Here is a 20,958-nt window from a genome sequence, read left to right as displayed (position 1 = left end):
AGAAACCGCTCGTCATCGGCCATCGCGGCTGCTCGGCGCTGCGGCCCGAGCATACGCTGGGCTCCTATGCCAAGGCGATCCAGCAGGGCGCGGACTTCGTCGAGCCCGATCTTGTCTCGACCAGGGACGGCGCGCTGATCGCCCGGCATGAGAACAACATCGCCGAGACCACCAACGTCGCTGATCATCCCGAGTTCGCCGACCGCCGCACCACCAAGGTCGTCGACGGACAGAAGATCACCGGCTGGTTTACCGAGGACTTCACCCTCGCCGAGATCAAGACGCTGCGGGCGATCGAGCGGCTCGGGAACTTCCGCCCGGAAAGCAACAGCTACTCGGGCCAGTTCCAGCTGCTGACGCTGGAAGAGATCGCCGATTTCGTGGCCGCCGAAAGCGCGGCGCGCGGCCGCACGATCGGCCTCATCCCCGAGATCAAGCACTCGACCTACTTCGCGAAGATCGGTCTGCCGCAGGAACAGCGCTTTCTCGACCGGGTGGCGGCGAGCCACTACCTCTCGACCGCGCCAGTGATCGTGCAGAGCTTCGAGGTGGGCAACCTCAAGTGGCTGCGCCCGCGCATCGGCGCCTACAGCAAGCTGCAACTGCTCCAGCTGACGGTGCCGCTGGACATGCGTCCGGCAGACGTGGTGGCCACAGGTGGCACGCTGACGTTCAACCAGATGCAGACGCCTGCGGGGCTTGCCGAGATGAAGACTTATGCCGACTGGGTTGCCCCGGTCCTGCAGGGGATCATCCCGTTCGGCGATATCACCGGCAAGATGGGGCCGCTCGGCAAGCCGACCTCGCTGGTGCGCGATGCCCATGCGGCGGGTCTGCTCGTCTCGACCTGGACGGTGCGCCCGGAGAACAAGTTCCTGCCCACCGACTTTCAGGGCCCCGGCGGCGATGCCGCGCGGCAGGACAAGGCGACCGTCGCGTTCATGCGCCGCCTGATCGCGACCGGCATTGATTCGTTCTTCACCGACGATCCCGGTCTTGGCCGTCAGGCCGTGGACGGGATGGCGTAAGCATAGAGAAAACCCCGGCCGGATTAGCATCCGGCCGGGGTTTTCGCTGATCAGAAGTCCAGCTTTGCGGTCACGCGGATGTCGCGGCCCGAAAGCGGGGCGTAGTCCTTGAGGAACGAGGCGGCGCGGCGGGCGACGACATCGAAGATGTTGTTCGCCGAGACCACGAAGCTGAGCGGGCGCTCCTTGCCCCACGGACGGATCGTCGCCGAGGCATTGACCATCGTGTAGCCGGGCGTCGTCGTCTCGAACTCGGAGGTGCGGTCCTGCTTCCAGGCATGTTCCACCTCGCCGCGCACGTCGACCATCGGGGTCTGCACGGTGAGGCCGCCCAGCACGCGCAAGGGCGGGATGCGCGGCGCAGGGCCGACGCCGACCACTTCGGCATGAACCCAGTCACCCAGCGCATCGCCGACGATCTTCGCCTGCCCGATGCTCGCCAGCGTCAGCGAGCCCTGCGCCTCGAAGCCATAGTAGCGCGCATCGGCCTGATGGAAGGCATAGACGGGCAGACCGTCCTCGATTGCGCCGGTCAGATCCTCGTAGATGAAGTTCGAGAACCAGGTGTGGTAGGCCGAGGCTTCGAAAGTATAGCCCTCGCCCTGCCCGCGCAGCGTCGCCTCGACGCTGACCGCGCGCTCCAGCTTGAAGTCGGGATCGCCGACCTCATAGGCTTCGGTCCCGGCATGCGGGCCATTGGCGAACAGCTCTTCCGCCGCCGGGGCACGCTCGGTGCGCGAGACGTTGAGGCCGACGCGCCAGTTGTCCGAAAGACCATAGGACGCGCCGAGCGAGCCCGAGAAGGCATCGAAGCTGCGCGAGCCGGAGAAGAACTGGTCCGACTGCTCCGCACTGGGGCTTGCCGAGAGGAACGTGTGCTCGATCCGGGCACCGGCCTCGATCTTCAGCGCGCCGTAGTCCAGCTCCTGCAGGGTGAACAGGCCGTACTGTTCGGTCGCGTTCTTGGGCAGGAAGGCTTCCTCGCCCACCACGTTGAAATCGCGGGTGAACATCTGGACGCCCGTAACACCGCGCCAGACGCCATGCCTGGTCTGGGCGAGTTCGAGGCGCCCTTCCATGCCCTTGCTGTAGAACGCGGTGCCGACTTCCCCGCTCTCTTCCAGCTCGAAGTGGTGGTAATCGGCATAGCCCAGACGCAGCGTCACCTTGTCGATCACGCTGCCGCCCGCATTGATCTCGGCGCGGGCATCGACGCGATCCTGCACGAGGCTGAGGCGCGGCGCTTCCTGTTCGGCGCCCGGCTCGGTCGCAAAGCGGATCGGCACGCCATAGAGGCTGTCGTAGTGGCCATAGGACACCCCGAACGAGCCGCTGTCACCGATATAGGCAAGGCCTGCGCCTGCGGTCCAGGTCTTGGCCTGCGAGTTGGGCAGCTTGCCCTTCACTGCCGCATTGGCGGCGAAATCGATCGGCTCCTCACCCTCTTCCGCGTCTTCTGCGGGAAGCTGGGCGGAGGCCAGCGCCTGCGCGCGCAATGCCGGGGTCAGCGCATGGCCGCCAATGCGCATGTCGTCGCTCTTGAGATAGCTGCCGTCGGCATGGAGCACCCAGTGCCTGTCCAGCGGCACATCGACCGAGCCTGCGACCGAACGCTCCTTCGCCGCCGAGCCGTAGCCCGCCAGCGCCGAGACGTGGTAGGGCTCGTCCGGCACGTCGCGCGGGATACGGCGGTCGATCACATTGACCACGCCGCCGATCGCGGACGAACCATAGAGCAGCGACTGCGGCCCGCGCAGCACTTCGATCCGCTCGGCCAGCAGCGGGTTCACCACCGTCGCATGGTCGACCGAGGTGTTCGACACGTCGATCGAGCCGATCCCGTCGCTCAGCACGCGCACGCGCTCGCCCTGAAGGCCGCGCAACACCGGACGCGAGGCGCTGGGCCGAACGAGGTGGCGGAAACGCCTGCCTCGTGCGCCAGCGTCTCGCCGATAGACGGACGCACCGCGCGGGTCAGCGCCTCGCCCTGAAGCACCGCGACGCCCGAAAGCGTATCCTGACGCCGCATCGGCAGCACCCCCGTCACGATGATGTCGTCACCCGGACGCCGATGGTAGCTGTCCTGATCCTCTGCCTGAACTGCCGAAGATGCGGCAGCCGCATCCTCGGCATGGCCCACCGTGGGCAACCATGCCGCCAGCGTGCATCCGGCCAGCGCCGCCGCCCTGACCGAAACCCTCATCTGTCGCACCCGACTATTCCTCCTTTAGAGCTGTAATGATACAACGTATCGTTGTCGCAATACCCCTCTAGCGCCTCAAAACGATTGACGCAATGCTATGTGATAACGTAACAATCCAGCAACGATGAGCCTCACCCGATTCACCATGCCTTCTGCCGGAACGGCAGCGCATCCCCTTTGGGTGAACGCGCTGTAGCGTCTGTGCGTCTGGTATGGCTGCTGGTGCTGCTGATCGTGGCGCAGAGCCTGATGGTGCAGGCCCATGCCATCGCCCATCTGCCGCCGCCGCAACTACCGGCACCTGTTTTGGGCCCGGCGCTGGAGGGACACAAAGTCTCCCACGCCGCGCCTATCCTCACGCACCGCCATCCGGGCGACGGCGACGATCCCGCGCAATGCCCGCTTTGCCGCGAGGAGGCCCTTTCGGGCCATTACCTCGCGCCCGAGCCCTTCGAGTTCGCACCTCTCCAGCCGGATCACGTCGCACCCTCCCCGGTGTTGCGCCCTGTCGGTCACGCCCAGACCGCCCCTGCGCGCTCGCGCATCCGGGGGCCGCCTGCCTCCTCCCGGACCTGACCTTTTTGACTGATACCGGCCCCACGGTTTCGGGGCCGAACCGGCGTTGCGAGACACACCGAAATACGCAGCGCCCAAGGTTCACGGAGTTACATGATGCGTACCGTTCTTCTCTCCGGCGTGGCGCTCGCCGCCGCCCTTACCCCTGCGCTGGCGCTGGCCCAGCAGACGACTGCAACGACTGCTGCGGGCAGCACCGCCCCCACTGCGGGCAGCACCGCAAAGTCTGCCGCCACGACCAACACCATCGTCGTCACCGCCTCGCCGTTCAATGCCGACATCAACGATACCCCCGCGATCGCGACCAAGATCGACCGCGACACCGTGCTGATGGCGGGCGGCGCCAGCATCGCGGATTCGCTCGCCAACGTGCCGGGCATCTCGGCCACCGGCTTTGCCACCGGCGCCAGCCGCCCGATCATCCGCGGCATGGATTCGACCCGCGTACGCATCCTTGAGGACGGTTCGAGCAGTTCCGACGTGTCCGACATCGGCCCCGACCACGGCGTGCCGATCGACCCGCTGGCAGCGCAGGATATCGAGGTCGTGCGCGGCGCGGGCACCCTGCGCTATGGCAGCCAGGCCATCGGCGGCGTCGTCAACGTGCTCAACAACCGCGTGCCGATGAAGCTGCCTGCCGAGACGATCTCGGGCGAACTCAACGGCAGTTACGGCACCAATGCCGATACCGCAGAGACCTCAGGGCTGGTCGATGCCAAGGTGGGCGACTTCGCGCTCCACGCCGATGCCTTCTATCGCCACGCGGGCGATTACGACACGCCGGACGGCACGCAGGACAACTCGTGGGATCACGCGCACGGCGGCTCGCTGGGCGGCTCCTACTTCTTCGGTGACAGCCACATCGGCGCCGCGGTCGTGCAGTACAATGCCGACTACGGCATCCCCAGCGACACCACGCATATCGTGATGAAGCAGACCAAGTACATCAGCCGCGACAGCATCGATCTCGGCTCGGGCCTGCTCCAGACGCTGACGTTCGACGGCTCCTATGCGAACTACCAGCACAAGGAAGTCGAGCCCGACGGCACCGTCGACACGACCTTCCACAACAAGGAGTTCGACGGCCACGCGGAACTGAAGCTGGGCGCCATCGGCCCGCTTTCGAACACCGCGATCGGCGGCGAGTACACCCATCGCGACTTCTCCGCCGTGGGCGACGATGCCTCGTATCTCTATCCCACCACCACCGAGAGCGAGGCGGGCTACATCTTCACCGAGATGCCGCTGACCGACAGCCTCAAGCTGCAGGGCAGTGGCCGCATCGAGCATGTGACGGTGGACGGCACGCCTGCCAGCAACGTTCCCACCAACACGAGCTTCACGCCTGTCAGCGGCGCCATCGGCGCGCTGTGGACCGCCAGCAACGCTGTGAAGCTGGGCCTGACGTTCTCCAGCACCGGGCGTGCTCCCGCGCAGACCGAGCTGTTCGCACGCGGCGGCCATGACGGCCCGAACACGTACGAGACCGGCGATCCCACGCTCAAGATCGAGCGCGCGAATTCGCTCGAAGCCAGCCTGCGCATCAATTCGGGCGCCTTCCACTTCGAGGGCAGCGTCTACTCCACCTGGTTCCACAACTTCATCTACGGCGACCTGACGGGCCGCATGTGCGACGATGACGGCGTGTGCTCGGTTGGTGGCGACGGCGATCTCAAGGAGCTGTTCTACCGCCAGCAGGATGCGCACTTCCGCGGTGTCGAGGGGCAGGCGAGCTACGATCTGGTGTCCACCGATCAGGGCACCTTCACGCTCAAGGCCATGGGCGACTATGTGCGCGCCACGCTGGACGACGGCAGCAACGTACCCCGCATCCCCCCGTTCCGCGTGGGCGGCGGCGTCGACTTCAAGAGCAAGAAGTTCGATATGGGCATGATGCTGAAGTACGTCGGCCGTCAGGACGACTTCGGCGATTATGATACGGCCACCGGCAGCTACTACGACCTTGGCATGCAGGTCGCCTGGCGTCCGTTCACCCAGCACCCGAACGTCGAGTTCGCGATCGTGGGCCAGAACCTGACCGACGACGTGCAGCGCGATGCCGCCGCGCTCAACAAGGACGAGGTCGAGGCCCCCGGTCGCAACGTGCGCTTCGTGACGCGCATCGCACTGCCGTAACCTATTACCCGCTCTTACCGGCACCGCGACGGTTTTTTGATCCGTCGCGGTGCCATTCTTGCCTCGCAAGCTCCGTTCCGGGGGCATCGGCGATACCCTGCCTCTGGAACCGCCCCTATGCTGCATCGCAACGAATGGTCATTCGGGCCATCACTGGCGTCGTTGCTGGCGTCTGAAGGGGGCTCTCTCGAATGCTGCGCGGTCGTCTTCCGCTTCGATCCTCGCTTTTCGCTGCGCTGTTCGGCCTGATCGCGACGGTCGCCTGCGCGCAGGACCGGATGGAAAGCACTGCCGGAGAAGCGGCATCGCAGGAGGATAAGCCGCCCATCGAGGAGCGGTTGCCCGGCGTGCGGCATGGGCCGCCCTCGAAGATCGACCTCTCGATGTGGAAGATCACCCTGCCCGTCAACGAAGCGGGCGAGGTCAGCGGCGAACATGATGCGGTAGAACTCTACCGCCTGACCGGGCTTTCCGTGCCGCCATGGTTCGAGGCGGCGCGCAATTCCATCGCGTTCACCGTTCCCGTCGAGGGCGCGATGACCAGGGGCACCAAATACCCCCGCTCCGAACTGCGCGAGATGGACGGGGCCGGGCACGAATACGCATGGACCGTGGCAGATGCGGGCCGCTTCTCTGCGCGCGTGCAGGTGGATGAACTGCCCGACACATCGCTCGACGCCTCCGATACTTCCGGGGACGATGCCAATGACGATGACAGCGACAAGAACGAGACGGACAAGCCGAAGGACGCCCGCCCCGCCCGCGTGGTGATCGGCCAGATCCACGGCCCGAAGGACGAGCTTTGCCGCCTGTATTACTCGCAGGACGGATCGCTGTTCTTCGTCGATGACAAGGCGGGTGAGGATCGCGAGGAAACGGTGTTCAAGCTGACGGCAAAGGATGGTTCGGAGCCGGATATTCCGCTCGGCAAGCCCTTCACCTATACCATCGATGCAAATGCCGAGCGGCTGCAGGTACGGGTGCGGTACAAGGGCATCGAATATGCCGGCAGCGATCCGATCGGGCCGTTCTGGCCGGGCAAGGCGCTCTACTTCAAGGCGGGCGCCTATCTTCAGGTGACGCGGCCCGGTGCGAAAGCAGGCACCATCGGCACCGGCCGCGCCCGCGTGACGTTTCTGGCTCTGTCACGGCCCGCCCACGATGTCGTACATCCCTACCGGGATGATCGTGATCAGGACTGAGCTTCCCTGAGCTTCGGCGGGCCTGCTGGAGTCTGGCCTTGGTGGGTGAGAGCGCGCCCTCACCCAAGACCGCCAGTTTCGTGGACGCTCTGGAGCTATTCCATCAGGTGAAATCACCTGTTGCTCCGAAAACCGCCCTAAGCAGCTGCGCTGAAGCGCGCCTCGGTGTGACGCGAGACGCTGATCAGGCCGATCAGGCTGAGCACGGCGGCAAGGCAGATGTACATGCCGACATAGAGCACGCCGCCTCGCGACACGAGGCTTTGCGCGATCGCCGGCGCGAAGCCGCCGCCGAGGATGCCACCGACATTGAACGCGATCGACGAGCCGGTGTAGCGCACCCGTGCGCCGAACAGTTGCGGCAGCAACGAGGCCAGCGGTCCGTAGACGAAACCCATCACGAAAAGCCCCAGCGACAGGAACACCGCGATCACGGTCAGCGAACTGGTCGCGAACATCGGGCCCATCAGCAGGCCGACGATCACCGATCCGGCGCTGCCGCCGATCAGCACCGCGCGCGAACTCCAGCGGTCCGCCGCATAGCCTGCCAGCACGATACCCACCGCCATGAACAGGATCGCAAAAAGCTGCACGCCCAGGAAGGCCTGCTGGCCGATCCCCAGCGTCTTGGTGCCATAGCCCAGCGCGAAAGCCGTGGTGAGGTAGTAGATCGCAAAGCACACGATCACGGCGCAGGTGCCGGCCAGCGTCTCACGCAGGTGCGTGCGGAACAGCTCGAAGATCGGGATGCCGCGCGAATGTTCTTCGGCTTCGATCCGGGCAAGGCCCGGCGTATCGACCAGACGGAAGCGGATCCACAGGCCAAGCCCCACCAGCACCGAACTGAGCAGGAAGGGAATGCGCCAGCCCCAGGCCACGAACTGGTCCTTGCCCAGCAAGCTGCCCAGCACGAGGAACAGGCCATTGGCGGCGAGGAAACCCACCGGTGCGCCAAGCTGCGGGAACATCCCGAAGCGCGCCCGCCAGCCCGGCGGCGCGCTTTCGACCGCCAGCAGCGCCGCGCCGCCCCACTCACCGCCGAGCCCCAGGCCTTGCGAGAAGCGCATCAGGCACAGCAGGAACGGGGCCAGCCATCCAGCGGAGGCATATGTCGGCAGCACGCCGATCAGCACGGTCGCGCCGCCCATCAGCAGCAGCGAGGCAACCAGCGTGGACTTGCGTCCTACGCGGTCGCCGAAATGCCCGAACAGCGTGGCGCCAAGCGGGCGCGCAAGGAATGCGACGCCAAAGCTGGCATAAGCTGCAAGCTGCTGGGCAGACGGCGAATCCACCGGAAAGAACAGCGGCCCGAACACGAGCGCTGCCGCCGTCGCGTAGACATAGAAGTCGTAGAACTCGACCGCCGTGCCCACCAGACTGGCGGTGAGAATCTTTGCGTTGCGGCGATATTCGCCGCCGCCCCGGTTCGCCGGTTCCGCTCCTGCCGAACCTGCGCTGATTGCCGTCACTGAACCATACCCTTATCGAAAATTACGAATCGTAGCCCTTTAGAGCAATTTGCCCGCCCCCACATCCGTCTTTAAGGTGCAGTTGCAATCTTTGCATTCAGAGCTCTTGCAAGCCTCCTGATCGAAGCGATTGAACCCCTGCCCTTTCACCCGCTAAGTCCTGCTCCGATGACGATCAGCCTGACAATTCCCGAGACCCCCGGTGATGCCGAGCGCGACGCTGTGCTCGCGCCGTTGCGGTCCTACAATCTGGCACACGGCGGCGATCCACGGCTTCGCCCGGTTGCCATTTTATTGACCGACGAACATGGCAACCATGTCGGCGGATTGTGGGGCAAGTGCTCCTACGACTGGCTCTTCGTCGAACTGCTGGCCGTGCCCGAAGCCCTGCGTGGCGGCGGTTATGGCTCGAAACTGATTGTCGAGGCCGAGCGGATTGCCCGCGAACACGGCTGCATCGGGCTCTGGCTCGATACGTATGAATTTCAGGCGCGCGCTTTTTACGAAAAACTGGGTTTCGACGTGTTCGGCACGCTGGAGGATCATCCCGTCGGCCAGCGCCGTTACTTTCTGCGCAAGCGCTTTACGGCAGCCAAAGACGATACCTCAGCAGCCTGACAAAAGGCACCAGCGCATCAGGCAATCTGTTCCAGAAGGCCTGCAAGTCCCGTCAGATCGTCGGCGAATTTCGTCTCCTCGCGTCGGCCTGCCTCACCATCGAGACGCAACAGATAGCTGGGATGGATCGTCTGCCACAGCACGCTGCCGTCAGGCAGGGTTGAAGCCCCGCCTCGCTCCCGTGCAACGCTGGGCGTTCGCCCCGTAAGCGCGCGTCCGGCGGACGCTCCGAGCGGCAGAATCACGCGTGGGCGCACCAGCGTGCGCTCCGCATCGAGCCACCAGCGGCATGTATCGATCTCGCCCGCTGTCGGGTTCTGGTGCAACCGGCGCTTGCCGTGGGGCTGCGGCGTGAACTTGAAGTGCTTGACCGCATTGGTTACATAGGCCTGCGAGCGAGCGATCCCGGCCGCTGCAAGCATCTGGTCCAGCACCTGCCCGGCTGGCCCCACGAAAGCCCGACCAGACGCCTCTTCGGTATCGCCGGGCTGTTCGCCCACAATCATCAGCGATGCCTCCGGTGGCCCTTCGCCCATTACCGCGCGCGTTCCGTTGCAGCCGATGGCACAGCGCCGACAGGCCGCAATGCCCGTTGCCACGGCATCCAGACTGTCGGGCAGGCGCAGAGTGTCGAACCGGCTGCTCCCGGCATCGATCATCGCTGCCTCGCGAGCCTGCGCCCCAGCAATCATCTGCCCGATCTCGCGCGCTTCGGGCATATTTTTCCAATATCGGCGCGGCATCTCCCGCAGCATGGTGCCGATCTTGAGCCGCGCCGGATTGAAGATAGAGCGGTAGTAGCCGAGCCACAGATCCTCGGTAGCGTCTTCTGATGGGGCATCGTTCCGGGTCGCGCCGGGCCCTTCATGGAGCGCATGGCCATTCCAGTGCAGCGACAGGCGGGGGGTCAGGATCGACCAGCGCTGGCTGGCAAAGCGCCCCGCGAAAAAGGCAAGGTTTGCCCGCTCCACATAGTGCTCCGGCTCGAACCAGGCGACATAACGGTCTTCGCCATCCTCTTCGCGAAGCGTCCTGAACCGCACGAATGCGCGCATCTTGTGGATTTCCCGGCGCACCTGCCGTGCCAGTCCGAGCGCTCTTGCGACCTGTGGATCGGCGGCATCGTCGATCAATCGTGGCTCATCCTGCAAACGCCAGAGCAGGCGATAGAGCAGATCGAAGCGTGCAGGGTCGACATGGAGGATTGCGCTCTGCGCCATCTCGATAAACAGACGGCTTGCCCGCACCGATCGTAGAGCGCGGACCTCATGCAGACCTTCCTGCATCTGCGCGAACAGATCCCCGTTCGTCCCGGACAGACGCCAGGCGATCCGATCCGGCGCGATACGCGCTTCGGCCAGTCGTCGGGCGGTGACTCGCCAGGTCTCGAAATCGTCCGGTGCCGCCAGTTCGATCGCGATCACCCGAACAGTTCCATCTGCCGGGGCGGCGCGAGGCGCGCGCGCAAGTCGTCGCGATCCGTCAACGTTACCGGTCGCCAGTCCAGCGTGACGACGAAAGGGCGCAGCTTGCGCCAGCCGCCCGCCAGCCGCCTTACATCCTCCAGCCGTATCTGGCGCTGGCGTCGCAGGACGATCAGCGCATCCACTGCCTTGGTCCCCAGCCCCGGCACCCGCAGCATATCCTCGCGCGGGGCACGGTTGAGATCGACCGGAAAGCGTTCGCGAAACCGCAGTGCCCACGCCAGCTTGGGGTCGATATCGAGAGGCAGCATCCCGCCGGGATCGGCGGCGCTGCCCACCTCCTCCGGCGTAAAGCCGTAGAAGCGGATCAACCAGTCGGACTGGTACAGCCGGTGCTCGCGCAACAGGGGCGGACGCTGGAGCGGCAGTACCGCGCTGGCATCGGGGATCGGGCTGAACGCCGAATAATAGACGCGGCGCAGACCGAAGCGGTCATAGAGCGAGGAAGCGCGCGACACGATCTGCACATCGCTGGCGCCGTCGGCCCCGACGATCATCTGTGTGGACTGCCCCGCCGGCGCGAAGGCAGGCGCATGGCGGAACCGGCGCAGGCTGTCCTTCGCCTCGACGATGGCCTGCGAGACCCCCTTCATCGCGCCTTCGATCTGCGGTGCCTTCTTGTCAGGCGCCAGACGCGCAAGCCCGGCTTCCGTCGGCAGTTCGACATTGATCGAAACCCGGTCGGCCCAGCGTCCGGCTTCGGCGATCAAGTCCGGATCGGCCTCCGGTATGGTCTTGAGATGAATGTATCCGCGAAAATCATGCACGGTGCGCAGGGTCCGGGCGACCTCGACAATCTGTTCCATCGTGTGATTGGACGATTTGACGATGCCCGAGGACAGAAACAGGCCCTCGATGTAGTTGCGACGATAGAAGCGCAGCGTCAGATCCACCACTTCTGCCGGCGTGAAACGCGCGCGCCTGACGTTCGAACTCTTGCGGTTAATGCAGTAATGACAATCGAACACGCAGTGGTTGGTCAGCAGAACCTTCAGCAGCGAAATGCAGCGGCCATCGGGCGCATAGGCATGGCAGATACCCATTCCTTCCGTGGAACCCAGCCCTTTGCCATCGCGACTGTCGCGGCGAGCGGTGCCCGAAGAAGCGCAGGAGGCATCGTACTTGGCGGCGTCCGCCAGGATTGCGAGTCGGTCAAGCAGGTCGTCACGAGACATATGTTCTTCATATGTTCCAATTCATGGCACTGCAAGTCAGCATGGCTGGGCCGGAAAACGGCAGCGGTCACGCAGCGATCGGGATCGGCGGGGCGGCACATTGCGCGGCCAGAAGCTCGCGTAGCCAGCGCGAACCTGAATCGCGCAGACTGCGCTCGTGCCACAGCACCCGGTACGCAAGCTCTCCCATCGCGTCGGGCGCCGGTCTTGTCACAAGGTCATCGGCCATCACGCTTTCCATCAACAGACGCGAAGGAACGACCATCACCAGGTCCGCGGCCCGGAGAAGCCCCGCCGCCTGGCCGAAATAGGGAATACTCGCCGCAACGCGGCGCAGTTCAGCCATGCCCGCAAATCGCCGCTCCACCCGATCGAACGCAGCTTCGCTGACGGTCAGCGCGAGATGGGGATACGCGAACAGTTCCTCCAGCAACACCGCACCCGCCTGCGGACCTGCCAACGGATGGTCCTTTCGCGTCACGCAGACGAAACGGTCCTCGAACAACGGCAGGGCATGCAATTGGGCAGGGTCGTGATCCAGGCCCGAAATCGCCAGATCGATCTCACCGTTGGCCAGCCCCCGATGCGCGGCGTGACTGAGCGGGACGACATCGATGGCGATGCCCGGCGCCTCATCCCGCAGCCGGGCCATGGCGGGGATCAGGACCGCCATCACCCCGAAGTCTGTCGAAGCGATACGGAAACGGCGCTGTGCCCGCGCGGGGTCGAACGCCGGTTCGGCAAGCAGCGTCGATGTGCTGACCATCCATTCGGACAGTCGTTCGACCAGTTCATCACCCCGCCGGGTGCGCGCCATGCTGGTGCCCGAACGAACCAGCAGCGGATCGCCCAGAGCCTCGCGCAACCGGGACAATGCCCGGCTGACGCTGGGCTGGCTCATACCCAGCTTCAGCGCCGCCGTCCCGACATTGCGGGTCTGCAGCACAACGGCCAGCACAAGCAGCAGATTGGGCGGTAAATGCATAACACCGTCGCATTATCGATACTGAGAGGTATTCGCGATAATATTTATGCGACAAATCATTGCTGACATTGTTCGTCCGCTCCTGCCGTTTCCGCAAACCTGTCTGTCAAACCGGAACCGGCAGGAGCATCATCACGTGGCAGCTCAATCCACGTCGCAGGAGAGCGCGCCCTCATGTGCAGCGACATTCCGCAGCGTTCGTACAAGCGAAATGCGGAACATGTCGCCATGCCCCGCGCCGGCACATTGCGCGAAGCCGACATCCTGGCCCGAGGCGCGGAGGCGCTCGGCCAGATCGCGGGCCGCATTGGGCGGGACCGAGGTTCGCATCGGATTGACGCGCGGCGGCCTACCGGGGCGCGGCCCCATCTCGTTGGTGCCGACCATGATCGAGATGTGCCGGGGCGGCCCTTGGCGATGCGCGGCGAAGGCTTGCGCCGTGCGCAGGCCAGAGCCGTAGTTCCACCATAGCGCCGGGTCCGCCGCCGCGAACGACTGGAAGCCGGAATGGCGCAAGGTCGCGGCATAGACCACGAACAGCCCGCCATAGGAATGGCCCCAGAGCGTCTGGCGGTGACGGTCTACCCGCACCAGACGCGCCACCTGCGGCCTGATGCTTTTGCGGAGCAGGTGGAGGAAGTCCGCCGCGCCGCCGCCCGGCCTGTTCTGATCGTCGGTGACGTCAGGCTTGCTTGGATCGGGCGGCGTATAGTCATAGGCGCGCGCCTTCACGTCGAAGCGTGGCTGACCGACATAACCGATGGTGACGAGCACGGGCGGATCGCCGCCTGCATCGAGGCGCTTGAGCAGATCCTCGCTCAAGGCCTCGATCGCCGCGCCGCCATCGAGCATATAGACGGCAGGATAGCCTCGCAGCGGCGCCGGGCGCTTGGGAATGCCCACCTCGATATCGTAGTGCCGCTTGCCGTCCTGCGAGGGGACGGTGAAATGCTCGAAGCGGTAGACGGCAGAGCCCGCCTCCACCACGGTCGGCCCGGTCTGTGCCGTGAGGCGCGGCTGCGCCCCGGCGGCGCAGGCGGCAAGGGCCGCTGCGATGCCGAGGCTGGCGATCAGATATTTAGAAGTCCGCATTGATGCCCATCCAGATCCGGCGACCGTCGCCCTGCATGTTGTAGTCCGCCACATCAAGGCGCTTGTCGGTAATGTTGTAGAGGCCCAGCTTCAGCGTCACGTCCTGACGCAGGCGATAGCTGCCGCCGATATCCGCCTGGAAGTACGAAGGGTACAGGCGCCCCACCAGCGTCGTGCCGCTGTAGATCGGCTTGCCGTTGGTGCCCACGCGCGATCCGGCGTTCACCTCGTCGCCGCGATAGGTCAGCGAGGTCCACAGCGATACGCGGCTCGACAGGTCGTAGTCGGCGCGCGCATTGGCCATGTGCTTGGGCGTCTGGGTCAGCGGGAAGCCTGCATAAGTGCCGGTCTTCTGCTTGGAATCGGTATAGGTATACCCCGCCTTGAACGAGAGGTTCGCCAGCGGCTTCCAGCGCGCGGTGAACTCGAAGCCCTGCATCCGCGCCTTGCCGACGTTGTAATTGTAATAGAGCGCGTAATTGGTGTCCTCGCTCCAGCGCGCGACATTGCCATCCGCGTCGTACACCACCGCACTTTCGATCTTGTTGCGGAAGTTGGTGCGGAACACCGTGCCGCCGACCGACAGTGCCGGAGAAGGATGATAGAGCACGTTCAACTCGTAGTTGGTGCTCGTCTCGGGCTTGATGTTGGGATCGCTGATGATGACGCCACAGGTTCCGGTCGGGCCATAGGTGCAGCCCGAACCGCCGGTGGTATAGGCATAGCCCGGCGCGATCACGCGGACTTCCGGGGCACGGAAGCCGGTCGAAACGCCGCCCTTGACGGTCAACGCCGGAAGCACGTCCCACACCGCATAGAGGCGCGGGGTCCAGTGGCCGCCGTAGATCTGGTGATCGTCGAAACGAAGCCCGCCGGTCAGCGCGAAGGTCTTTGCCAGCTGCCACTCATCCTCGACGAACAGCGCGCGCTGCCACACCGCAAAGTGATGCTCCACATTGTCGCGCAGACCGGGGTTGATGTCGGTCAGGCGGTTCCAGATGTACTGGCCGCCGAAGGCCAGATGATGGTCGCCCAGCGGCGTCCCCAACAGCGGCACGTTGAACAGCGCGTTGGCGACCGTGTTGGTGATGCGCGGATTACGCACGGCTTGCGTGAACCCGCCGTCGCCATCGGCGGTATAGCTGCGGTAATGGCTGCTCTCGCGCATCACCGAAAGCGCGCTGGTGCCCCAGTCCCAATCGCCGTTCCAGCGGATCGAGCCTTCGTTGCGGCGGGTCACGTTGTAGTTGCTGGTGCCGGTTGCAGCGAGCGTATCACCGGCGCTGGCGATGCGCTTGACGCGGGTGGTGTTGCCCTCGATCACGATGTCCTGCCCCGGCGCGGGCTTCCAGCCAAGCCGCGCGGTCAGGTTATAGTCGCGCCCGCCGTAATTGCCGCCAACGATATCGTCCTGGCTGCGATGATAGATGCGGCCCCAGGTCTGGAGGCCCAAGGTATCGCCGACGATCGGCCCGGCGAGGTAGTACTGTCCCTGCCACCAGTCACCGCTCGATCCGTGCTGTTGCAGAACATAGTCGGCGCCGATCGAACCGCCCCAGTGATCGGGCACGGTGCGGGTGATGATGTTGATGACGCCGCCGATCGCGTCGGAACCGTAGAGCGTGGACATCGGCCCGCGCACCACCTCGATCCGCTCGATCGCGGCGGCGGGTGGGGTGAAGCTCTGCTCGTAACCACCGGTGCCGTTGGTGCGGGTGTCGCGCGTGGACTGGCGGATGCCGTCGACCATCAGCAGCGTGTACTCACCCGGCATGCCGCGAATGTAGATATCGCGCGTGTTCGAGTTGCCGGTAATGTTGATCCCCTCCACGTCGCGCAGGGCGTCGGTGAGATCGGCCATCGGGCGCTTGGCCAGCAGGTCCGCCGTGATGACCGAGATCGAGGCAGGCGCCTCGATGACGCTCTGCTCGCGGGTCGATGCGGTGACGACGATGTCGCTGGTCGTGGATTTATCCTGCGTTTCTGAATCGCTCTGCGCGACGGCCGGTGTAGCCAGCGCAAGAGTAATCGCCAGCGACGACAGGCTTGCAGAAATCAGGATAGGTCGCTTGTGCATATGGGCCCCCAATGCAGTCTGTTGACGAGAGGCGGCCACCTAACAGCGCACTTTCAGTATTGCAAGCGCGTCGCAATATCATTATTTGGACTATCAATGCACCGAAACGCAAGTTGATCGGCATCGCCCTTTCAACGATGCGGAGCGCTGAAAGACACAGAATAGGACTTCTGCACCGGCAGGTTGAAATCAGCACCTGCCAAGGGACAGAACCCATCAACGGCGGTTACGCAGTGCCGATCTCAGCAAGGCACCGTCACGCCCTACACACCGCCCGGAACAGGAGCGCCGTGACGGTACTTGGGGCGACGGAAGAACAGCAGAACCGGTTTCTCGATAGCATGGTAGGCAACAAGCCCCAGCGTCACGCCCGCCGCGACATGCAGCACAAGGGCCACGCCTGTATGCAGATGCAGCCGATCCGCGACCTTGAGCGTCACGGAAAGTGCCAGTGTATGCCACAGGTAAATTGAATAGCTGGCATCTCCCAGCATTCGCCCCGCAGGCACGTCCCTCACCAGAAGGCCCCGCGCTCCATGGCCAGCACGGCTGCGACCAGCAACCATGCAGAGGGGCCATACACGGCCACATCGCTGGCCTGCGGCCACACTTCGGGAATGGCTACGGCAAACACGACCGCCAGCACGATCAACCCGGTCGCAACCCTGCCATCCTTCAGCCAGCCCCGGCTCCAGCCTTCCGACAGCCAAAGCCCCGCCACGAACTCCAGCATGTGCGCGTTGGTCAGGAAGCGCATCATCACATTGTCTTGCGGCACCCACACATGCAGACTTGCCAGACTGCAGAGCAACACGGTCAGGCTTGCCAGTTGCCATTTGCGCGGCAGGAAGAGCGTGGCGGCGAACAACAGGTAGAACGCCATTTCGTATTCCAGCGTCCATCCCGGCACCAGCAGGGGCCATACCTGTCCATTGCTCGGCGAAATCGCCGGTATCAACAGATAGGACGCGGTGACATGCCACAACGTCAGGCGCATCGCCGGGAACAGTCCCAGCAACGCCCCTGCCAGCATCACGCTGGTCACGATCCAGTAGCATGGCAGGATGCGCTGGAGCCGGTCGCGGATGAAGGCGCCAGGCCGACTGGCTTCGTCGGTGATCGCCCACATCAGAAAGCCGCTGAGCACGAAGAACAGGTCGACACCCGCTTTCCCGACCCTGAAATCCCCGCCCGAGCGCTCAACGGCGTGGTAGACAACCACTCCCAGAGCAGCGACGCCTCGCAGATACTGCAGGCCGACAAGTCGTGATTGCGCCATGGGCCGAGCATAGGTGCGTTGCAGCAAAAGGACGATGCCTTGCGCTTCCATACATCGCGGCTCAGCCCTAGTTCATCGAAAAGCCGGGTTTATCCTCATTGCCAGAGGATCACCGCGAATGCTGCACGGCACAACGTTACGCGCCGGATGGACGCTTGCCTGTTTCATGCGGTTACTATGAAGTTCTCCTTATGGATGCCCCCGCCTTTCAGTTCGCCCTTCCGCGCATACCGCAGCCAGCGCTTCCGCATCACTCGCCAGGGACGGTTTCGCGGTGGTCCGCGATGTTCTGACGGTTGAGGATATCCGCGAAGCCGAAACGCTGCTGGACACGCTGCTGTCGCGCTTCGACACGCTTGTCGAACGTCGCCCCGGCCAGCGGCGACTTGCTCGCGACATGACCGCAAGCGAAAGTTCCAGCGGGTCGGACCAGCCTGAAATACTTTATGCCGCCTCGCTCAGTCCGGAACTGGCGGATACGGCGCTGTTTCGCAAATGCGCCGCCTTTGCCTCCGCGATCAGCGGGAACGTCACCCGCTCCTTCGATCACATGATCGTCAAGCAGGCGTGGAACCAGTCCGAAACGCCATGGCATCAGGATGCCGTGCTGGCAGGGCTCGGCGGACTGTCGCGCGTGTTGCAGAAGGAGCGGCTTCACTTCTGGGTGCCGCTGCAGGATGTGGACGAGCGTAACGGGTGCATGGAGTTCATTCCCGGTAGCCACAAGGTGCCGCTGCAACCCCATGAGCGGTTCTTGCGCGCCGACGGCGATTACGGCCTCGCAACGCGCCCATCGGACGGGGCGAACCCCGTTGCCTGCCCGATACCGACGGGCGGGTTCACGATCCATACCCCGCGCACGCTGCATTACACCGGTCGCAACGCCACGAGCCAGCCTCGCAAGGCATGGATCATCCATTTCAGCCGCTTCGGCCAGTTCGAGATCGCCCTGAAGCGACTGTTCGGCCGGGCACCGGCGCCGCTTGGCGCGCCATCTTTGGGAACTTCCTGATGCGCATTGTCTATTACAAGGATGAGGTCGGCAATTTCGGCGACGACCTCAATGAACTGATCTGGCCGCGTCTGCTGCCGCAAGATGTACGCGATACGCCTGATACGGTGATGGTCGGGATTGGCAGCCTGTTGGATCAGGCCCGTTTCCGCGATGTCGAGACTGCGGGCAAGCGTGTCTTCGTGATGGGATCGGGCGCGGCCTACGGCGCCTTGCCGCAGGGCCATGAGGGCTGGACCTACCATGCCGTGCGCGGCGCGCTCACTGCCGAACTCGTTGGTCGTCCGCAAGCGGCCGTAACCGACGGTGCCATTCTTCTGGCAAAGCTGCCGGACCTTGTGCCCGAAGCGCCGAAGCGCGACGAGATCCTGTTCATGCCGCACCATCGCACGTGCGTGAACAGCCGCTGGCCAGAGGCCGCCGCACGTGCGGGCATGACCTTCGTCGATCCGCAATGGGCGCCTGATCGCATCCTTGCCGCTTATGGCCGCGCCAGACTGGTCGTTACCGAAGCGATGCATGGCGCAATCGTCGCCGACACGCTGCGCATTCCGTGGATACCGGTGATGATCTCGCCAGAGGTAAGCGTATTCAAGTGGCGCGACTGGGCATCGTCTCTGAACCTCGATTACCACCCCGTCGCCTTGCCGCCGACCGCGCGGCTTGAGGCGTTCCGCTACGATCGCATCACCCGCCTGACCAAGGCCAGCGGCAGGACGGTCGCGCATACCGGCGCAGCAGCCCTCGACGATGCCGCACTGATCGCCGATTTCCGCCAGCGTTTCCACGAGGAGCCCGAGGTGATCGACGCGGTCGCCGCGCCGAGCGGCGTCAAGGCATTGCTCAAGGCCGCTGCCACCCGCTTCGACGGTCGCCGTCTGGCTCAGGCGGCGCAGGAACTGCGCAAGGTCGCAACGGGACGCACCTACCTCAGCGAAGATGCGCCGTTCCAGGATCGCCTTGGCGGCATGGAGCGCGCCGTCGAACGCCTGATCTTGGACGTGCGAGCAGGCTGAAGCGCTGACGACCGGCTGTCAGTCAACAGCCGGTCGTCGAGCCTCCAGTCCGTGCATCTCACCCCCGACGGACAGCCTTGCGCGCAATCTCGACGATCCGGCGCAACTGCGCGCGTCCCGTCGGGAACAGGGTCAGTGCGGCACCGAACACCACGTAAGCGAGTATGCCCGCCAGCGCCAGCATCGGCAGGCTGGTCCAGTCGATCCGCTGCGCGAGCACCGCCAGGACACCGCCGCAGATGGCCGTCGCCGCGATCAGCGGTGTCATCAAGCGCACGGCATCCCGGCGATTGACCGGGCCGCAGCGCGTGACGGCCCACCACATGACCGGGATCTGCACCAGCCCGCTCGATATTGCCGCAGACATCGCCACACCCTTGGGGCCCCAGAAAATGCCGATCAGGTAGCCGACCACGATCACCACGGAACCCAGCCCACCCCATTTGAGCTGCTCGGCCGCACGCCCCTGGCTGATGAACAGCCACGATGCCGCCTGCCGCAGTTGCAGCGTCAGCGCAGCAACGCCCAGCCAGGCGAAGATCGGCGCGGAGGCCGCCCAGCGCGCGCCCAGCAGGACCTCGATGATCGGCCCGGCAAACACGATCGCACACAGGATGCCCGGTGTCGTGAGACTGAGAATCCCGCCCAGCAGGGCAAGGTAGGCGCCGCGATATTCGCGTTCGTCCTCGTTCAGGCGCGAAAGCAGCGGCACGGCCACGCGCGCGGCAGGTGCGGTCATCTGCCAGAGCGGCTGGAACATCAGCTTGTACGCGCGGTCGTAGATACCCAAAGGCCCGGCACCGAAGCGCGCGCCGATCAGGATATTGTCGAGATTGGTAATCAGGTAGCCCAGCAGGTTGTAGCCGGTCACGGTTCCGCCAAAGCGCAGCAGATGCATCGCCTCGCGCGCGATACCGGGACGTGAGGGCCACCAGCGCGAAAAGCCCCAGGCCATCGCCAGCGTCGCGACGCCGTTGACGATCTGCATCAGCACCAGCGACCAGTAACCCAGTCCGAGCAGGGCGCCTGTCAGCCCCGCAACGACACCTGCGGTCAGCGCCCCCACCTCGATCATCGCGATCGCGCCAAAGCGCATCCGGCGATTGAGAATGGCCAGATGCTGGGCCGCAAGGCTGGACAGCAGCAACGCCACCGCCATCGTCGCCATGATCGGCTGCACCGCCGGCGTATGATAGAATATCGCCGCCAGCGGGGAGAGAACAACCGTCAGCACCGCAAGCCCGGTGCCGATCAGCACATTGAGCCAGAACAGGCTCGACAGTTCGGTCTGATTGATGGTCGGACGCTGCACCGTTGCCGCAGAGAGGCCGAGATCGGTCAGCAGCAGCGCCGCCGTCACCAGCGGACCGACCATGGCCAGCAGGCCGAAGTCGGTCGGGAGCAGCAGCCGGGCAAGCGCCACTTGCGACCCGAACTGGAGCACGAACTTGGTGCCCTGCCCGGCCAGCGTCCACGCCGCGCCCATCGCCGATCGGCGCTTGAGTTGCCCCGCATCGGCTTCCGGCGTGAAGCCGCCGCCAAGTTCGTCAGGCGTCGCCACTCCTGTCGCGACTGTGCCGCTCGCTGCCGGGCTATTTGTCATTGC

At 64.8% G+C, this 20,958-nt stretch carries 15 protein-coding genes and 2 pseudogenes; 7 read left to right on the top strand and 10 right to left on the bottom strand.

Translation table 11 applies throughout. The features are described from left to right. The first annotated feature begins 14 nt into the window (after positions 1-14). Entirely contained in the window at positions 15-1,028 is a 1,014-nt protein-coding gene (locus tag CI805_RS17930; RefSeq protein WP_313958606.1) for a glycerophosphodiester phosphodiesterase family protein, read from the top strand. Positions 1,029-1,078: 50 nt separating this feature from the next. On the opposite strand, the pseudogene CI805_RS17925 reads toward CI805_RS17930, so the two are convergent. Then, positions 1,079-3,231: pseudogene (locus CI805_RS17925) on the bottom strand (TonB-dependent receptor). Positions 3,232-3,408: 177 nt separating this feature from the next. Between CI805_RS17925 and CI805_RS17920 the strand changes: the two are divergent. From CI805_RS17920 to CI805_RS17910, 3 genes are all read left to right on the top strand, one after another. After that, a complete protein-coding gene (locus CI805_RS17920) occupies positions 3,409-3,807 on the top strand; it encodes a hypothetical protein (protein WP_260928060.1) in 399 nt (132 codons plus the stop codon). Positions 3,808-3,900: 93 nt separating this feature from the next. Continuing rightward, a complete protein-coding gene (locus tag CI805_RS17915) occupies positions 3,901-5,943 on the top strand; it encodes a TonB-dependent receptor (protein WP_313958553.1) in 2,043 nt (680 codons plus the stop codon). A 191-nt stretch (positions 5,944-6,134) separates the two neighbouring features. Further along, positions 6,135-7,145 carry a polysaccharide lyase family 7 protein gene (locus CI805_RS17910; protein WP_260928059.1) on the top strand — a complete coding sequence of 337 codons (1,011 nt, stop codon included), beginning with the start codon at positions 6,135-6,137 and terminating at the stop codon, positions 7,143-7,145. Positions 7,146-7,282: 137 nt separating this feature from the next. On the opposite strand, the gene CI805_RS17905 is transcribed toward CI805_RS17910, so the two are convergent. Then, the gene (locus tag CI805_RS17905) at positions 7,283-8,614 is read right to left on the bottom strand and encodes an MFS transporter (RefSeq protein ID WP_409934961.1); all 1,332 of its coding nucleotides are present in this window, start codon (positions 8,612-8,614) and stop codon (positions 7,283-7,285) included. Between the two features lie 168 nt (positions 8,615-8,782). Here CI805_RS17905 and CI805_RS17900 point away from each other — a divergent pair, with 168 nt between their 5' ends. After that, the gene (locus CI805_RS17900; RefSeq protein ID WP_260928058.1) at positions 8,783-9,232 is read left to right on the top strand and encodes a GNAT family N-acetyltransferase; all 450 of its coding nucleotides are present in this window, start codon (positions 8,783-8,785) and stop codon (positions 9,230-9,232) included. Between the two features lie 17 nt (positions 9,233-9,249). Here the strand turns inward: CI805_RS17900 and CI805_RS17895 are convergent, their stop codons facing one another. The 7 genes from CI805_RS17895 to CI805_RS17865 form a co-directional block, all read right to left on the bottom strand. Continuing rightward, positions 9,250-10,656 carry a UdgX family uracil-DNA binding protein gene (locus tag CI805_RS17895; protein WP_260928057.1) on the bottom strand — a complete coding sequence of 469 codons (1,407 nt, stop codon included), beginning with the start codon at positions 10,654-10,656 and terminating at the stop codon, positions 9,250-9,252. Next, positions 10,653-11,891 (bottom strand): putative DNA modification/repair radical SAM protein, encoded by a 1,239-nt coding sequence (locus tag CI805_RS17890; RefSeq protein WP_260928056.1) that lies wholly within the window; start codon positions 11,889-11,891, stop codon positions 10,653-10,655. The genes CI805_RS17895 and CI805_RS17890 overlap by 4 nt, the downstream gene beginning before the upstream one ends. 67 nt (positions 11,892-11,958) lie before the next feature. Then, positions 11,959-12,876 (bottom strand): LysR family transcriptional regulator, encoded by a 918-nt coding sequence (locus CI805_RS17885; protein WP_260928055.1) that lies wholly within the window; start codon positions 12,874-12,876, stop codon positions 11,959-11,961. Between the two features lie 144 nt (positions 12,877-13,020). After that, positions 13,021-13,968, bottom strand: a complete 948-nt coding sequence (locus CI805_RS17880; RefSeq protein WP_260928054.1) for an alpha/beta hydrolase — start codon at positions 13,966-13,968, stop codon at positions 13,021-13,023. After that, positions 13,955-16,045, bottom strand: coding sequence for a TonB-dependent receptor domain-containing protein (locus tag CI805_RS17875; protein WP_260928053.1), 2,091 nt, complete (start codon positions 16,043-16,045; stop codon positions 13,955-13,957). The genes CI805_RS17880 and CI805_RS17875 overlap by 14 nt, the downstream gene beginning before the upstream one ends. A 263-nt stretch (positions 16,046-16,308) precedes the next feature. Continuing rightward, positions 16,309-16,563, bottom strand: coding sequence for a hypothetical protein (locus tag CI805_RS17870; RefSeq protein WP_260928052.1), 255 nt, complete (start codon positions 16,561-16,563; stop codon positions 16,309-16,311). Next, a complete protein-coding gene (locus CI805_RS17865) occupies positions 16,560-17,324 on the bottom strand; it encodes an acyltransferase family protein (protein ID WP_260928051.1) in 765 nt (254 codons plus the stop codon). The genes CI805_RS17870 and CI805_RS17865 overlap by 4 nt, the downstream gene beginning before the upstream one ends. A gap of 271 nt (positions 17,325-17,595) precedes the next feature. Between CI805_RS17865 and CI805_RS17860 the strand changes: the two are divergent. Together CI805_RS17860 and CI805_RS17855 are read left to right on the top strand one after the other, a co-directional pair. Then, a pseudogene (locus CI805_RS17860) lies at positions 17,596-18,336 on the top strand (phytanoyl-CoA dioxygenase family protein); the annotation flags it as partial. After that, positions 18,336-19,352, top strand: a complete 1,017-nt coding sequence (locus CI805_RS17855) for a polysaccharide pyruvyl transferase family protein (protein ID WP_260928050.1) — start codon at positions 18,336-18,338, stop codon at positions 19,350-19,352. The pseudogene CI805_RS17860 and the gene CI805_RS17855, both read left to right, overlap by 1 nt. Before the next feature lie 58 nt (positions 19,353-19,410). Here the strand turns inward: CI805_RS17855 and CI805_RS17850 are convergent, their stop codons facing one another. Further along, positions 19,411-20,955, bottom strand: coding sequence for a lipopolysaccharide biosynthesis protein (locus CI805_RS17850; RefSeq protein WP_260928049.1), 1,545 nt, complete (start codon positions 20,953-20,955; stop codon positions 19,411-19,413). Between the last annotated feature and the right edge of the window lie 3 nt (positions 20,956-20,958).

Source organism: Novosphingobium sp. 9 (assembly GCF_025340265.1).
In the GTDB taxonomy this organism is placed as follows: domain Bacteria; phylum Pseudomonadota; class Alphaproteobacteria; order Sphingomonadales; family Sphingomonadaceae; genus Novosphingobium.
Note: the sequence above shows the minus strand (reverse complement) of the source record. Positions and strands in the feature narration are given on the sequence as shown.

What these genes read in the sequence shown, in the direction of transcription:
- CI805_RS17915 (WP_313958553.1), top strand. Translation starts at nt 3,901, where the DNA reads ATGATGCGTACCGTTCTTCTCTCCGGCGTGGCGCTCGCCGCCGCCCTT.
- CI805_RS17910 (WP_260928059.1), top strand. Translation starts at nt 6,135, where the DNA reads ATGCTGCGCGGTCGTCTTCCGCTTCGATCCTCGCTTTTCGCTGCGCTG.
- CI805_RS17900 (WP_260928058.1), top strand. Translation starts at nt 8,783, where the DNA reads ATGACGATCAGCCTGACAATTCCCGAGACCCCCGGTGATGCCGAGCGC.
- CI805_RS17890 (WP_260928056.1), bottom strand. Translation starts at nt 11,891, where the DNA reads ATGTCTCGTGACGACCTGCTTGACCGACTCGCAATCCTGGCGGACGCC.
- CI805_RS17885 (WP_260928055.1), bottom strand. Translation starts at nt 12,876, where the DNA reads ATGCATTTACCGCCCAATCTGCTGCTTGTGCTGGCCGTTGTGCTGCAG.
- CI805_RS17880 (WP_260928054.1), bottom strand. Translation starts at nt 13,968, where the DNA reads ATGCGGACTTCTAAATATCTGATCGCCAGCCTCGGCATCGCAGCGGCC.
- CI805_RS17875 (WP_260928053.1), bottom strand. Translation starts at nt 16,045, where the DNA reads ATGCACAAGCGACCTATCCTGATTTCTGCAAGCCTGTCGTCGCTGGCG.
- CI805_RS17865 (WP_260928051.1), bottom strand. Translation starts at nt 17,324, where the DNA reads ATGGCGCAATCACGACTTGTCGGCCTGCAGTATCTGCGAGGCGTCGCT.
- CI805_RS17855 (WP_260928050.1), top strand. Translation starts at nt 18,336, where the DNA reads ATGCGCATTGTCTATTACAAGGATGAGGTCGGCAATTTCGGCGACGAC.
- CI805_RS17850 (WP_260928049.1), bottom strand. Translation starts at nt 20,955, where the DNA reads ATGACAAATAGCCCGGCAGCGAGCGGCACAGTCGCGACAGGAGTGGCG.